Origin of the sequence: Pseudomonas sp. F8002 (genome assembly GCF_013385495.1) — a bacterium.
Taxonomy (GTDB): Bacteria; Pseudomonadota; Gammaproteobacteria; order Pseudomonadales; family Pseudomonadaceae; genus Aquipseudomonas.
Genome location: NZ_JACAPW010000031.1, coordinates 126892 through 140714 on the forward strand (window position 1 = coordinate 126892; position 13823 = coordinate 140714).

The following is a 13823-nucleotide window of genomic DNA, read 5'->3' on the forward strand; positions in this document are numbered from 1 at the left end:
ATCTGTGCTCACCTATAGTCATCAGATAAGCTGGCTGGCATTCAATGGTTTAAATGCAGCACTGAGCGAGCCCACCGTCATGACCCTCACCCATCTTCGCGCGTTCTGCTCCGTGGTTGAAAAAGGCAGCTTCCGCTCGGCCGCACGCCAGTTGGATGTGGCCCAAAGCACATTGACCCAGTCAATCCAGACCCTCGAAAAGGAACTCGGGGTGGTGTTGCTGCAACGCTCCAACCAAGGCATCAACCTGACCCCGGCCGGCGAGGTGTTCCTGGCCCGTGCCCGTTCCATCACTCTCGACTGCGAACGTGCCCTGCTCGATCTGCAACCCTGGAAAGGCGAGCCCGAAGGCCATATCGCCCTGGGCGTCACCTCCGAACCCTTGGCCGAATTGCTGCTGCCGGTACTGAGCAACTTCACCCAGCGCTTCCCGCGCATGCAGGTGCACGTGGCTAGCGGCACCACCAAGGGCCTGGTGGAAAAAGTCCGCGATGGCCGCCTGGATTTCGTCTTGTGCCCGCTGGCGCCCAACGTGGCCGATATCGACCTGGCCATCGACCGCCTCTACAGCTCAAACGCCGGCATCATTGCGCGCAAGGGCCACCCGCAGGCCCACGCAAAATCCGTGCAAGCCCTCACCGACTGCCAGTGGATCAGCGTACGCCCGGCCGGCGTAGTGGGCGGCGCGGAGAACCGCTTGATCGAGCTGTTCCGTACCCAGGGCCTGGCGCCGCCAAAGATTGCGATCACCACTGATTCGTTGCTGGAAACCCTGCACATCGTATCGGAAACCGATTACCTGACCATCGAACCGCGCATGCTGCCGGGGATGAAGCTGTTCTCCAGCGCCCTGACCACCATCGCCATCGAAGAACCGCTGGCGACCCGCGATGTATGCCTGATCAGCCGCCGTTCGTCGCCGCTCACCAGCGTCAGCCAGGAACTGACCAGCATGCTGATTTCCTATTCGCGGCTGGTGCACCGCAGCCGTTGATTTCCCTCCCCCTACGAGCCTGTTTATGCCCATGTCCTACGATGGTTTGTCCCGCGCCAGCGCCAGCAGCGTCGGCGTTGATCCCGAGCACCTGATTGCCTTTCTCGATGAAGTGAAAGCGGCCGGCCTCGACCTGCAAGGCCTGATGCTGCACCGCCACGGCCACGTGGTCGCCGAAGGCTGGAGCTGGCCGGTGGACCCCAACGAGCCGCGGGTATTGCACTCGGTGGCCAAGAGCTTCACCGCCTGCGCCATTGGCCTGGCCGTGGATGAAGGCTTGCTGAACCTGGATGACCGGCTGGTGGCGTTCTTTCCGGAGTGTGTGCCGATGGATGCCGACCCGCGCCTGGCGGACATGACCGTAGAACACCTGCTGACCATGCGCACCGGCCACGCCGCCAATACCTCGGGTTCAGTGTGGCGGGGTATCGAGACCAGCTGGATTGCCGAGTTCTTCAAGATACCGCTGGCCTATGCACCGGGCACCACCTACGTCTATACGAGTGCGGCCAGCTACATGCTCTCGGCGCTGATCAACAAGGTCACCGGGCAAACCTTGCACGCGTACCTCAAGCCCCGGCTGTTTGTACCGCTGGATATCCATAATGAAAGCTGGGACATCGGCCCCGATGGCGTGAATCCCGGCGGCAATGGCTTGAAGGCGCCGACCTCGGCCATGCTCAAGCTGGGTGTGCTGCATGCACAAGGCGGCGTGTGGGATGGCAAGCAGGTTCTACCGGCGGCCTGGGTTGCAGCGGCCACCCGACCACAAGGCGGGCCGGACAGCCGCTACGGTTATCACTGGATGATGAAACCGGCACACGCCTTCAGCGCTGTCGGGGTGTTTGTGCAGATGGCGATGGTGTTCCGCGAGTACGGTGCAACGCTGGTGGTGATCGGCGGGATGAAGAATTCGGCGGAGCTGATTCCGTTTGTCGAGCGGCATTTTCCGGCGGCGTTTGGCGATGATTGCACGGTCAAACCCGAAGCGGATTCACGGTTGCAGCAACGTCTGGCGAGCATGGCACAGCGGCCTGAGTTGCTTTCAGCGTGTGCAGGGCCGAGAGATTTCACGGGCGTGTATCAGGTAGAGCCCAACGGGCTGGATGTGCAGCAATTGGCGTTCGCCGTCGAAGGCAATGTACTGCGCTTCCAACTGACCGACAGCAAGGCGACTCATGCCCTAGAGGTGGGGATTGATCACTGGATCGCCGGCACCACCAACATGCCGGGCCGGGCGTTGCACCACGGTTATGAGTTCAAGGATGCGCAGATCGTTGCCGGCGCGCGCTGGCTGGATACCAGGACGCTGGAGATGACCTGGATCTACCCGCAAACCGCGTTTCGCGATCGGGTAGTGTGCGGGTTTGACGGTGACCGCGTGAGTGTGGCGCGTACGGTCAACGTCAACAGTGCCGGGAAGGAACAGGAAGTCTTAGTCGGGAACAGCCGGTAATGCTCGCTTGTGGGCGGTCTTGAGGTAGGCGCTCTCGACAATCGCCCTCACCCGCTCACTCACTGCCTCGCCGATCAGGTAGCGGTCGATCTCGTCATAGCTGCAGCCATACGCCAACTCATCCGGCTTGCCCGGTGCCAGTTCTTCCAGGTCGGCGGTCGGTGCCTTGGCCACCAACTGCCGTGGCCCGCCAAGGGCGCTGGCCAGCAGGCGCACCTGGGTCTTGGTCAGCCCTGAGAGCGGCGCCAGGTCGCAGGCGCCGTCACCGAACTTGGTGAAAAACCCCATCAGCGCCTCCGCGCCATGGTCGGTGCCCACCACCAGGCCGTTGTGCAGGTTCGCCACGGCGTACTGCGCCATCATCCGCGCCCGGGCCTTGACGTTGCCCTTGATAAAGTCGATGCGTTCGGCGCTGGCTTGCGCGGCAGACAGGCTGCCCATCAGCCCGTCGACGCAGGCGGCGATGTTCAGCGTCTCGATCCGGTCCGGTGCGATAAAGTCCAGGGAAGCCTGGGCGTCGCGCTCGTCCGCCTGGATTTTATAGGGCAGGCGCATGGCAATAAACCGCGCCTCGTAGCCCTCGTTGCGCAGTTGTTCCACTGCCAGTTGGCACAGGCGCCCGGCGGTCAGTGAGTCGACACCGCCGCTGATGCCCAGCACCAGCGCATGGCAGCCGGACTGGCGCAAGGTGCCCTTGATGAAGTCGATGCGCCGTTGCAGCTCAGCGCCCTCGCCTCCCTTGCCGAGCAGCCGGTTGATCTTCAGTTCTTGTGCGATACGTGCCTGAGTGTCCATGTCACACCCCCAGTTGCGGATTGACGTTGCCGACGTTGAACACCTGCGCCGCATACTGCAGGAACGAGGCGTCTTCGCAGACGTTCTTGATCGGGTCATCGGAGAATTTCACCACCGGCTCGCCGTGCACCCGCACCAGTTTCATCACGATGCTCAGCGGCTCCACTCCGTCGACATCACAGGCCAGGCTGGTGCCCATGCCAAAGCCGAACTTGGCCTTGCCCCGCACGTGCCGCAGTATCGGCAGGCATTTCTCGAAATTCAGGCCATCGGAGAACATCAGGTCCTTGGTCATCGGGTCGATGCCCAGCTCCTTGTAGCGGGCCAACACCTTGTCGGCCCAGACGATCGGGTCACCGGAGTCCTGGCGCAAACCGTCGTACAGTTTGGCAAAGTACAGGTCGAAATCCTTGAGGAAAAAGTCGGTGCTGATGCAGTCGGTCAGGGCGATACCCAAGCGCCCACGGTATTCGCGCACCCAGTTTTCCAGCGCCGCATTCTGGCTTTCCCGCAGCCGCCCCAGTTGCTGGTGCACCATCAGCCACTGGTGGGCCATGGTGCCGATCAGCGGCAGGTCGAATTCGTAGGCCAGGTGCGCATTGCTGGTGCCGATGAACTGGCCGGGAAAGTCGCGGCGCATGATGTCGACCACTTCACGCTGGGCCTTGAACGACAACCGCCGGCGGGTGGAGAAGTCCGAGACACGCAGGTCGGCCAGTTCGTCGCGGGTGAGGTTTTTCTCCAGCCAGTCGAATTTCTGGTAGAGCTTGCGGGTGACGTCTTCGAGGCTGACGTCGGGGTATTTGTCGCGGTTGCGCAGCTCGCTGACCAGGGCCAATACCGGCTGTTCGAACATGATGCAGTGCAGCATCGGGCCGACCACGCGGACGTTCAGTTGGCCGTCGACTTCACTGACGTGGATATAGCGCAGGTTGAAGCGGAACAAGCCCAGGAAGCGCTCGAAATCCGGGGTCAGGTATTCCCGGCGTTGGTTGAACAGAAAGCGCAGTTCACCTTCGCGCATGTTGAGGCCGGCGAGTTTTTCCAGCTCGGCCCGCAGTTCGGGAATCAGGTGCCCGAGTTTCTCTTTGGAGCGGACGATGAACTGGTATTCCACATCGACGTTCGGGTGCTGGTGCAACACGGCCTGCATCATGGTGAAGGTGTAGTAGTCGGTGTCCAGCAGCCCCTGGATCACAGCGTTTTCGTAGTCGTATGCACTTTCCATGAGGTACTCCTTAACGCGCGGCCATCGCGGCCAGTTCTTCCCGATTGCGGGTAATTACAACGCCTGCTTGTTGCAGATGGCTGACCGCCTGCACACCGCCCTCCTCGCTGATGCCACGGCATGCCGGCAGGTGCAGGATCACCTCGAAACCGGCCTTGAGCAGTTGCAAGGCGGTGGTCTTGACGCAGTAGTCCAGGGCCAGGCCGCCGACAATCACACGCTGGATGCCTTGGGCATTGAGGTATTCGATAACGCCGGTGGAGAGTTTGTCGTGGAGGTCGTGGTAGCAGGCGCCGTAGGGATGCAGGTCGGGTTCGACGCCCTTCCAGATGAAGTAGTCGTAGTCATAGGGCGTGGGCAATTCGTCCAACAGGGTGAAACCTTCGGTGCCGGGCACGCAGTGGGCGACCCAGGTGACATCGGCATGTACCAGCCCGGTGGGTTGCAGCATCTCGCTGTGCTGTTGCACCACCCAGGGCGCGTGCGGGGTATGGGCGTCCTTGCTGCCGACACGGCGCGCGGCGAGGCTGGCCATGTAATTGAGCTCGGCGCCGATCTGGTCACCACCAGCGACCGGCAATTCGTTGGGGCACAGCGGTGTGAAGCTCTTCTGGGCGTCAACGTCGAATGAGGCGATAGCGTTCTTAGAGACGGTCATGGTCGTGTTCTCCTGTGGCCTGGATATAAAAGTACACGTCATGTACTTTCATGGCAAGAAACATTTTGTTATCTATGCTGGATCAAGTACACGACATACCCGTTTGATCCGTTAGACTGTGCCCCACCGCTGCCCACAGGACCCGACATGCCAGACCACGCCCCAACCCTTAGCGCCTACCTGCACACCGTGGACTTGTGCGTGCTGTTCTATTGCCGTGCATCCGGGGAACTGAAGATATTGCTCAACCAGCGCGACGCCGAGCCCTTCGCCGGGCACTGGGCCTTGCCCGGTGTAGTGGTGAATGGCGGCGTGCAAGATCTGAGCCTGCAGGATGCCGTGGAGCGGTTGCGGGCCAGTGACAAGGTTGGGTTGCCGCTGGCCTGGTATGAGCAAGTGGGCACGGTGGGCGATGCGTTTCGCGATCCGCGCTGCTGGTCGTCGTCGACCTATTACCTGGCGATCGTGGCAGATGAGGTGGAGCTGGGGGGGCATCAAAAGTGGTGCTCTGTTGATGCCGTGGCGACTGGCGGGGTCAAGCTGCCCTTCGATCACAACGCGATTGCGGCAGCGGTACAGGAAAGGCTGTTTTCCAAGTCGCTGTACAGCAGCTTGCCATTGATGTTTTTGGGCAATGAGTTCAGTGCGCCGGAGGCGACTACGATCTTTTCGCTGGTATTGGCGCGGCCGGTGCTGAAGACCAGTATTCGCCAGCGGTTGCTGAAGTTGACCGAGGCCGGTTTTTTGCGGGAGACGGGGCGCAAGAAGCATGGCGAGGGCGGACGGCCGCAGGCGACAGTGGAGAATCTGAAGCCTGGGGCGGTGTACTTCTTTGATCGCAGCTTTGCCGAATAAGACCAAGCCCCCTTCCCGGGGCAATGAAGATCAACTGTGGGAGCGGGCTTGCTCGCGAATGCGGACTGTCAGTCGCCGGATAGATTGACTGATACACCGCTTTGGCGAGCAAGCCCGCTCCCACATTTTTTGATCCCCGGTGGCTCAAGGAGCTGCGTCCCGCTCAATTCATCCAGTTGCCGCCGTCGACGTTGTAGGTCTGGGCAACCACGTAGTCGGCTTCTTTGGACGCGAGGAAAACCGCCATTCCGGTCAAATCCTCGGCAGTCCCCATCCGCCCAAACGGTACCTCTGCTCCTACGCGCTTTTTCTTCTCGCCCAGCGGCAGCCCTTCGTGCTTGGCAAACATCGCGTCCACCCCGTCCCAATGCTCGCCGTCCACCACTCCCGGCGCGATGGCGTTCACGTTGATGCCCTGCTTGATCAGATTCAGCCCCGCCGATTGCGTGAGGCTGATCACCGCCGCCTTGGTCGCGCAGTACACCGCCACCAGAGGCTCACCCCGGCGCCCGGCCTGGCTGGCCATGTTGATGATCTTGCCGCCATGCCCCTGCTTGATCATCTGCCGGGCCGCCGCCTGCAAGGTGAACAACGTACCGGCGACGTTGATCGAGAACAGCCGGTCGAAGCTCTCGCGGGTGATATCGGTGATGGGCGCCAGGTCGAACAAGGCGGCGTTGTTGATCAGGATGTCGAGCTTGCCGGCCTGCGCCACCACGGCGGCAATCGCGGCATCGATGGACGCCTGGTCGGTGACATCCATCGCCACCGCGTAGGCTTTCGGGCCCAGCTCCGTGGCGGTGGCCCGCGCCCGCTCCAGGTTGATGTCGGCGATGGCGACGGTCGCGCCTTCGTTGATGTAGGCCTGGGCAAACGCCCGGCCAATGCCCCGCGCGCTGCCGGTGACCAGCGCACTTTTACCTTCCAGTCGTTTCATCAATGCAGTGTCCCTGAGGTGATTATTTCGGGTAGCCGGCGCGTTTCATTTCACGCTCGGTGGTGGACTGCGCCTCGGCCAGTGCCTTGTCGACCGTCATGCCGCCGGTGAGCGCTGCCGAAAACAGCTTGCCCACCGAGGTGCCGATGGCCTGGAACTCGGGGATCGTCACGTATTGGATGCCCACGTACGGCACGGGTTTGGCCGACGGGTGCGCGGGGTCGGCGTGTTGCATCATCTGCAAGGTCACCTTGGCGAACGGCGCTGCGGCCAGGTACGCCGCGTTGTAGGTGGACTGGCGCGTGCCCGGCGGTACGTTGGTGATGCCGTCCTTATCCGCTACCAGCTGGATGTATTCCTTGGAGGTGGCCCAGGTGATGAAGGCCTTGGCGGCATCCTTGTGTTTGGAGGTGGCCGGGATCGCCAGGGACCAGGCGTACAGCCACGACGAACCCTTGTCGGTGACCTCGGTGGGTGCGGCGGCAAAACCCACGCTGTCGGCGACTTTGCTTTGGGTTTTGTCGGTGGTGAACGAGCCGGCAACGCTGGCGTCGACCCAGATCGCGCATTTGCCGCTGTTGAACAGCGCCAGGGTTTCGTTGAAACCGTTGCTGGAGACGCCCGGCGGGCCATAGTTTTTCAGGGTGTTGACGTAGAAGTTCGCCGCCGCCGTCCACTCGGGACTGGTCAGCTCGGGTTTCCATTGTTCGTCGAACCAGCGTGCACCAAAGGCGTTGGCCATGGTGCTCAGCAACGCGATGTTTTCACCCCAGCCGGCCTTGCCCCGCAGGCACATGCCGTATTGGTCCTTGGCGGGCTGGTTGAGCTTGGCGGCGAACTCCCCCAGCTGGGTCCAGGTCGGATGCTCGGGCATCGCCAGGCCGGCCTGCTTGAACAGGTCGGTGCGGTAATAGGTGACGGTGCTTTCGCCATAGAACGGCAACGCGTAGAGGGTGTTGTTCACCGACAGGCCCTGGCGTACCGCGGGGAAGATGTCTTCCACGTCGTAGTCGGCGGGCAGCGGCGTGATCGGTTCCAGCCAGTGCTTGGCGCCCCACAGCGGGGTTTCGTAGGTGCCGATGGTCAGCACGTCGAATTGGCCGCCCTGGGTCGCGATGTCGGTGGTGAGGCGTTGGCGCAGGACGTTTTCTTCGAGCACCACCCAGTTGAGTTTCACCTCGGGGTGCTGCTCTTCGAACACCTTGGACAGGCGCTGCATGCGGATCATGTCGCTGTTGTTGACCGTGGCGATGGTCACGGTTTCGGCCGCGTGGCTGGCCATCGCCAGAGTGAGGCCGGAGAGCAGGAACAGCGCTTTCGGAAGCTTGAACATGGCGGTTTCCACTTATTGTTTTTGTTGTTGACGGCCCGATTACAGCAGCTTGCCCGGAGCCGAACAAACGAATGGCGGATGCCTGGCTGATACTTTTTTAACCCCGCAGCCAGGATCAAAAAAGTATCAGTGACCGACAAAACCCAGGGTAGCGGCTGCCCGGGCAAAGGGCGTATTTTGGTCCCATTCCAAAAAGCCCAGAAGGGCCAAGCCCATGCCAGCAAGCCGATCCGCCCTTTTCGAGCAACGCCCCGCCGAGCTGGAAGTGATTCTGGCCGAGCCCGAGCATGGCTTTCGCTGGTACGAACATGACTATCCGTTCGAGCTGGCCCGCTGGAACCATCACCCCGAATTTGAAATCCACCTGATCCGCCAGGGTAGCGGCAAGCTGGTGGCGGGCGACTATATCGGTGCGTTTGGCGCCGGCCATGTCGCACTGATCGGCCCCGACCTGCCCCACGACTGGATCGGCGACCTGGCCCCCGGCGAGTACCTGACGGGGCGCGATGTGGTGTTGCAGTTCGACGGCGCCGCATTGCTGGCCCTGCGCACCACGCTGCCCGAGCTGGGCGACCTGCAAGGCCTGTTTGACCGGGCCCGGCGCGGCCTGGAATTCACCGGTGAAACCGCCCTGAAGGCTGCGCACCTGCTGGAGTCCATCGGCCCCGCCGAGGGCTTGGCGCGCCTGATTCTGTTCATCCAGTTACTGCATACCTTGGGGCAGGCGCCCTCCGGGGAAGCCCATTGCCTGGCCAGTGCCTGCTACACGCCAAGCCTGGATGCGCGCAGCTCGGAGCGTATCCACAAGGCCTTCGAATACCTGATGACGGAATTGACCGGCGACCTGCGGCTGTCGGTGATCGCCCAACGGCTGGACATGAGCGAACCGGGCTTCTCGCGGTTCTTCAAGCGCGTCACCGGCCACGGCTTTATCGACCTGATGCGCAAGTTCCGGGTGCAGCGCGCCTGCCGCCTGTTGCTGCAAAGCGAGATGTCAGTGGCCGATATCTGTTTTGAAGTGGGTTACGCCAACCTCTCCAACTTCAACCGGCACTTTCGCATCGAGATGAACCAGACGCCCAGCGAATATCGCCGGGAAACCGCGATGTACCTGTTCAACCGCAATGGTGATCAGGCGCTGCCGTTTACCAAGGCACATTGAGCCAGGCGTGCCACTTCCAGCTCCCTATCGGCGCGGTGTCGCTGGTCATCCTCCAGAAACCACGCCGCCGACAAACCGGCGTGCGCCACCACCCATTGCAACAGGCGCTGGCGCTCCAGGCCCGCAGCCCCGGCGATGAGCTCGACCTGGCGTATAAATCGCGCCGGATCGGTGCAAGTGGGCAAATCCGGATTGCAGATCAAATTCGCGTAGTCATAGCCACGCTCGCCGGCCACCCGCTTGGGATCAATCGCCAGCCAGCCCCGGGGGCCGAAATCGAGGATGTTGTCGTGGTGCACATCACCGTGCAGCACCACCGGTTCCTGAGGTGACGCCAGCAGGCTGCGCGCCGTGGCGGCACACTCGCGTATCCGCCCGCCTTTACCCTCAGCGGCGAGCCACAGGGAGCGGAACCAGAGCTCCAATGAGTGCAAGCCCGCCGGTGGCGACGGGCGCGGCGCATGCAACAACGCCACGGTGGCGCAGGCAATGCGGCTGGCTTCATCGTCCTGACCGTTGAGGGCCATGTGCATCAGCGAACCCGGGCCGGTTGCGCGCTCCATCACCACGGCATCGCCGTCATGGAAAAACACGCGGGCGGCTCCCTTGCCGGCCCACCAAGTCATCAACTCGCCGCCGAGCTTTTCCTCGGGCTCGCGGGCGATCTTGAGCATCGCCGGCTGCCCATCCCAGCGCACCGGCAGCAGGTCGCTGCCGGGGGTGATGATGGCGTCACCCTCGGGTGTCAGGTTCCAGCGTTTCAAATAGTGATCGAACATCGGGCGACTCCCAGTGCGAGGTCCTGCAGGATGCCACACACGCCTTTACCCGGTCCGTTACGTTTCTGACCAAAAGGCCGACTATTTCCCACTTTTCTCAATTCCTTCATGCAATTGACACAAATTGGTACAACCTGTGCAAACGTTTGCGGAACGAACTTGGCAACCAGGTTCACCTCAACCCGAAGAATCGGGCCCCAACCGCGTACGAACAGGGATTTTCAATGCAACCCACTTCCAGACGATCCGCGTCGGCTACCCCTTTTGCTGTTTCCCTGCTACTGGCTGCCGTTACGGGAGTACTCAGCGGACCCATTTTGGCGCAGGAAAAACCCACCGATGACTCAGCACAGGGCGAAGCCCTGGCCCCGGAAGCCAGCCCGTCGAAAAAAGGCGTGTACCTGTCGGACTGGTTCAACCAGGACCTGACGGTGATCGGCAGCAAAGACATCAGCTTCGGCCCCAAACCCGCCGATGACGTGTACCTGGAGTACGAATACTTCGGCCGCAAGGGCCCGTTCGAACTGTATGGCTACGTCGACATCCCGAAGATCTTCGGGATCGGCAACAGCAATGACAAAGGCGCGTGGGACCACGGCTCGCCGGTGTTCATGGAGCACGAACCGCGCATCTCCATCGACTACCTGGCCGGTCGCAGCCTGGCCATCGGCCCGTTCAAGGAATGGTATGTGGCGTTTGACTGGATCTACGACCACGGCAGTAACAAGGACAACCGTGCCAACACCTTGTACAGCGGCCTGGGCACCGACATCGAGACCCACTCGCGGGTCAACCTGTCGGCCAACTTCTATGGCCGTTACCAGTGGGAAAACTACGGCGCCAGCAACGAATACTCATGGGACGGCTACCGTGCGCAGATGAAATACATCGTGCCCATCGGCAGCTTCGACAATGGTGCGTCGCTGACCTATATCGGCTTCACCAACTACGATTTCGGCTCGGATCTGCACAAAGACAACCCCGCGCGCACCGCCAACTCCCTGGTTGCAACAAACGTGCTGTTGTATTCGTTCACTCACCTGCGTTTCACCCTGGTAGGCCGTTACTTCCACAACGGCGGCAACTGGGAAGACGGCAGCGAGCTGAACTTTGGCGACGGCAATTTCCGCGCCCGCTCCAACGGCTGGGGTTACTACGCCGGTGTGGGCTATCAATTCTGAGTGTGAACAAGGAGCAGTAGATGAAGACCTTTACCCGCCTTTCAATCGCCATCGGCCTGGCCGCCGGGGCGCTGTTGCCGCAGGTCGTGCTGGCCGATACACCGGCCCCGATCAAGCCCAAGGTGATGCTGATCACCATGTTTGCCCCCGAGGCGCAGAACTGGATCGACCGTCTGGAGCTCAAGCAGGAAGTGCGCGTGCCGGGCTTGTCGGCCGAGTATCCGGTGATTCGCTGCAACACCCAGGACGTGTGCCTGCTGGTGACCGGCATGGGCCAGACCAACGCCGCCGCCTCGACCCTGGCACTGGCGTTGTCGCCCAAGTTCGACCTGCGCCAGAGCTACTTCCTGATCGCCGGGATTGCCGGGATCAACCCGCACCACGGCACCATCGGCACCGCCGCGTGGGCGCATTACCTGGTGGAATTCGGTACCCAGTGGGAGCTGGATTCACGGGACGCGCCGAAGGACTGGCCGACCGGCTATATCGGCATCAATACCAAGGGGCCGAACGAGAAGCCGCCGCTGGACTACAAGACCGAAGTGTTCGAGCTCAATCCCAAGCTGCAAGCCAAGGCGTTTGCGCTGTCGCAAAAAGTCGAGCTCAGTGAAAGCAAGGAGTCCACGGCCTGGCGCAAACACTATCCGTACGCGCCGGCCAATCAGCCGCCGCAGGTCACCCAGTGCGACACCCTGGCGGGCAATACCTGGTTCTCCGGGACGCGCCTGAGTGAGCGCGCCGAGGTCTGGACCAAATTGCTGACGGACAATAAAGGCGCGTACTGCACCACCCAGCAGGAAGACAACTCCACCTATGAAGCGTTGCTGCGGGCCAGCCGTGAAGGGTTGGTGGATATCAATCGCCTGGCGGTGGTGCGGGCCGGTTCCGACTTTGATCGGCCGTACCCGGGCTACAGCGAAGTGGACAACCTGCTGAAGTATGCGGACCAGGGCGGATTTGTACCGGCGCTGGAGAACCTGTATCGCACCGGTAATCCGCTGGTGCAGGCAATTCTGAAGAACTGGTCGGCGTGGGAAAAAGGCGTTCCCGAAGCCTGAACAAAGATCAAATGTGGGAGCGGGCTTGTGTGGGAGCGGGCTTGCTCGCGAAAGCGGTGGGTCAGTGCCGAATGTACTGGCTGACACACCGTATTCGCGAGCAAGCCCGCTCCCACACAAGCCCGCGCCCACAATAAGCGGGTCAGGGCAGGAAGATAATCTTGTCGGCACTGCCCTGGTTCACTTGCTCAAAGCACTTCACACCGTCGGCCAGCGACACTTCCCGCAAACCGGTCGGCAGCGGCAACAAGTCCTCATCGAAGAACCGCCCGAACTGCTCCAGCATCACGGCGCATTGCTCGCAGTTGTAGAGCAGCGAATTGATCCCCACCACCGAACCACCCTTGCGGTACAACGCCAGGGCCGGCAATTGCACGTGCCCGTCAACCGGCGCGGCGATGATCGCGATACGGCCAAAAGGTGCCAGCGCCGCCACCGCTGCCGGCAACCAGAAGCCGGTGGTGTCAAAGATCACATCGGCGCCCGTACCGAACAGCGCATTGACCTGCCCTCCCAGCGCTTCCGGCTGGCCCAGTAACAGCCCCTCGAAACCCAGCTCGCGCAAGGCCTCGACCTGTTCCGGCCGACGCACGGCCCCGAGCACCTGGGCCCCACGAATCTTCGCCAGGGCCAAAGCCGCGCTGCCTACAGCCCCATTGGCACCCATCACCAGCAAGCGCGTGCCTTTGGTTACACCGCTGCGCTCAAGCGCATCCCACGCCGTGGTGTACGGCACGCCGAGACTGGCGGCCTGGGCAAAGCTCAGGTGGCTGGGCTTGTGCGCCACGCCCTTGGCCGACACGGTGAGGTACTGGGCGTGGGAACCGTCGGCGAAAAAGCCCAGGTCGCGACCGGTGCCCCAGACTTCCTGGCCAACGAGTTCCTGCGGACCTTCCACCACCACCCCGGCAAAGTCCCGCCCGGGAATGCGTGGCAAGGTGGTGTAGGGGAAACGCCCGAGCACGTTCTTCACGTCGCTGGGGTTCAGCCCGGCAGCCTTGATCTGCACCAGGACTTCACCGGCCGCCGGCACCGGCGTGGCGACATCAACGCAAGCAAGGGCAGCGAGATCGCCGGTGGCGGAAAATTGCAGTGCTTTCATGACCAATATCCATCGAGGTTAAAAAGGGTTTCAGGAGAACCAGGCGCTGACCATTTGCCGGCCCATGGGCCAGAGCTTCTCGCCCATCAGCATGCCCATCAGCCCGATCAGGGCGATGGCAGGAGGCGCAGGCGAGCGAAAGTCCAGGGCACCGTAAATCACGCCGACCAACAGGCCGATGGCCAAGGAAATCAGGTAATTCATGGAACACTCCGCAGCAAGGGTTGAGGCGGTCAGTGTAGGGGGCCTGAAACCGAAGCATCGGCCAAGTGCTTCAGGATTTCG

The 13823-nt window shown here is 62.0% G+C and carries 14 protein-coding genes; 6 read left to right on the forward strand and 8 right to left on the reverse strand.

The genetic code is table 11. From position 1 onward, the window contains the following. Positions 1 to 79 precede the first annotated feature (79 nt). Both HX811_RS22165 and HX811_RS22170 read left to right on the forward strand, forming a co-directional pair. Entirely contained in the window at positions 80 to 994 is a 915-nt protein-coding gene (locus HX811_RS22165; protein ID WP_003208132.1) for a LysR substrate-binding domain-containing protein, read from the forward strand. Between the two features lie 25 nt (positions 995 to 1019). Further along, positions 1020 to 2450 carry a serine hydrolase gene (locus tag HX811_RS22170; protein WP_177047394.1) on the forward strand — a complete coding sequence of 477 codons (1431 nt, stop codon included), beginning with the start codon at positions 1020 to 1022 and terminating at the stop codon, positions 2448 to 2450. On the opposite strand, the gene nadE is transcribed toward HX811_RS22170, so the two are convergent. From nadE to HX811_RS22185, 3 genes are read right to left on the reverse strand one after another with little or no spacing between them, the layout of a single operon-like run. Then, positions 2430 to 3245, reverse strand: a complete 816-nt coding sequence (gene nadE, locus HX811_RS22175) for an ammonia-dependent NAD(+) synthetase (protein ID WP_177047396.1) — start codon at positions 3243 to 3245, stop codon at positions 2430 to 2432. The two genes, HX811_RS22170 and nadE, sit on opposite strands and share 21 nt — an antisense overlap. A 1-nt stretch (position 3246) precedes the next feature. Next, the gene (gene pncB / locus HX811_RS22180) at positions 3247 to 4473 is read right to left on the reverse strand and encodes a nicotinate phosphoribosyltransferase (protein WP_177047416.1); all 1227 of its coding nucleotides are present in this window, start codon (positions 4471 to 4473) and stop codon (positions 3247 to 3249) included. A 10-nt stretch (positions 4474 to 4483) separates the two neighbouring features. Continuing rightward, positions 4484 to 5131 (reverse strand): nicotinamidase, encoded by a 648-nt coding sequence (locus HX811_RS22185; protein WP_003208124.1) that lies wholly within the window; start codon positions 5129 to 5131, stop codon positions 4484 to 4486. 147 nt (positions 5132 to 5278) lie between these two features. On the opposite strand from HX811_RS22185, the gene HX811_RS22190 reads away from it, so the two are divergent. After that, on the forward strand, positions 5279 to 5986 hold the full coding sequence (locus HX811_RS22190; protein ID WP_177047418.1) for an NUDIX hydrolase: 708 nt from the start codon (positions 5279 to 5281) through the stop codon (positions 5984 to 5986). 163 nt (positions 5987 to 6149) lie between these two features. Here the strand turns inward: HX811_RS22190 and HX811_RS22195 are convergent, their stop codons facing one another. Together HX811_RS22195 and HX811_RS22200 are read right to left on the reverse strand one after the other, a co-directional pair. Further along, positions 6150 to 6923 carry an L-iditol 2-dehydrogenase gene (locus HX811_RS22195; protein WP_003208119.1) on the reverse strand — a complete coding sequence of 258 codons (774 nt, stop codon included), beginning with the start codon at positions 6921 to 6923 and terminating at the stop codon, positions 6150 to 6152. Positions 6924 to 6945: 22 nt separating this feature from the next. Then, the gene (locus HX811_RS22200) at positions 6946 to 8205 is read right to left on the reverse strand and encodes a sugar ABC transporter substrate-binding protein (RefSeq protein ID WP_371132453.1); all 1260 of its coding nucleotides are present in this window, start codon (positions 8203 to 8205) and stop codon (positions 6946 to 6948) included. 265 nt (positions 8206 to 8470) lie between these two features. Between HX811_RS22200 and HX811_RS22205 the strand changes: the two genes are divergently transcribed. Continuing rightward, positions 8471 to 9418, forward strand: a complete 948-nt coding sequence (locus HX811_RS22205) for an AraC family transcriptional regulator (protein WP_177047422.1) — start codon at positions 8471 to 8473, stop codon at positions 9416 to 9418. On the opposite strand, the gene HX811_RS22210 is transcribed toward HX811_RS22205, so the two are convergent. Beyond that, positions 9388 to 10197, reverse strand: coding sequence for an aminoglycoside phosphotransferase family protein (locus HX811_RS22210; RefSeq protein ID WP_177047424.1), 810 nt, complete (start codon positions 10195 to 10197; stop codon positions 9388 to 9390). The genes HX811_RS22205 and HX811_RS22210 overlap by 31 nt on opposite strands. Before the next feature lie 224 nt (positions 10198 to 10421). Here HX811_RS22210 and HX811_RS22215 point away from each other — a divergent pair, with 224 nt between their 5' ends. Together HX811_RS22215 and HX811_RS22220 are read left to right on the forward strand one after the other, a co-directional pair. After that, a complete protein-coding gene (locus HX811_RS22215) occupies positions 10422 to 11378 on the forward strand; it encodes a nucleoside-specific channel-forming protein Tsx (protein ID WP_032899590.1) in 957 nt (318 codons plus the stop codon). A gap of 20 nt (positions 11379 to 11398) precedes the next feature. Continuing rightward, positions 11399 to 12436 carry a purine nucleoside permease gene (locus HX811_RS22220; protein ID WP_134326843.1) on the forward strand — a complete coding sequence of 346 codons (1038 nt, stop codon included), beginning with the start codon at positions 11399 to 11401 and terminating at the stop codon, positions 12434 to 12436. A gap of 142 nt (positions 12437 to 12578) precedes the next feature. Here HX811_RS22220 and HX811_RS22225 read toward each other — a convergent pair whose 3' ends face one another. Then, entirely contained in the window at positions 12579 to 13538 is a 960-nt protein-coding gene (locus tag HX811_RS22225) for a zinc-binding alcohol dehydrogenase family protein (protein ID WP_177047426.1), read from the reverse strand. Positions 13539 to 13568: 30 nt separating this feature from the next. Continuing rightward, on the reverse strand, positions 13569 to 13742 hold the full coding sequence (locus HX811_RS22230; protein ID WP_003208108.1) for a DUF1427 family protein: 174 nt from the start codon (positions 13740 to 13742) through the stop codon (positions 13569 to 13571). Between the last annotated feature and the right edge of the window lie 81 nt (positions 13743 to 13823).

Coding starts and splice junctions, on each gene's coding strand:
- HX811_RS22165 (WP_003208132.1), top strand. CDS start 80: ATGACCCTCACCCATCTTCGCGCGTTCTGCTCCGTGGTTGAAAAAGGC.
- HX811_RS22170 (WP_177047394.1), top strand. CDS start 1,020: ATGCCCATGTCCTACGATGGTTTGTCCCGCGCCAGCGCCAGCAGCGTC.
- nadE (WP_177047396.1), bottom strand. CDS start 3,245: ATGGACACTCAGGCACGTATCGCACAAGAACTGAAGATCAACCGGCTG.
- pncB (WP_177047416.1), bottom strand. CDS start 4,473: ATGGAAAGTGCATACGACTACGAAAACGCTGTGATCCAGGGGCTGCTG.
- HX811_RS22185 (WP_003208124.1), bottom strand. CDS start 5,131: ATGACCGTCTCTAAGAACGCTATCGCCTCATTCGACGTTGACGCCCAG.
- HX811_RS22190 (WP_177047418.1), top strand. CDS start 5,279: ATGCCAGACCACGCCCCAACCCTTAGCGCCTACCTGCACACCGTGGAC.
- HX811_RS22195 (WP_003208119.1), bottom strand. CDS start 6,923: ATGAAACGACTGGAAGGTAAAAGTGCGCTGGTCACCGGCAGCGCGCGG.
- HX811_RS22200 (WP_371132453.1), bottom strand. CDS start 8,205: ATGGCCAGCCACGCGGCCGAAACCGTGACCATCGCCACGGTCAACAAC.
- HX811_RS22205 (WP_177047422.1), top strand. CDS start 8,471: ATGCCAGCAAGCCGATCCGCCCTTTTCGAGCAACGCCCCGCCGAGCTG.
- HX811_RS22210 (WP_177047424.1), bottom strand. CDS start 10,197: ATGTTCGATCACTATTTGAAACGCTGGAACCTGACACCCGAGGGTGAC.
- HX811_RS22215 (WP_032899590.1), top strand. CDS start 10,422: ATGCAACCCACTTCCAGACGATCCGCGTCGGCTACCCCTTTTGCTGTT.
- HX811_RS22220 (WP_134326843.1), top strand. CDS start 11,399: ATGAAGACCTTTACCCGCCTTTCAATCGCCATCGGCCTGGCCGCCGGG.
- HX811_RS22225 (WP_177047426.1), bottom strand. CDS start 13,538: ATGAAAGCACTGCAATTTTCCGCCACCGGCGATCTCGCTGCCCTTGCT.
- HX811_RS22230 (WP_003208108.1), bottom strand. CDS start 13,742: ATGAATTACCTGATTTCCTTGGCCATCGGCCTGTTGGTCGGCGTGATT.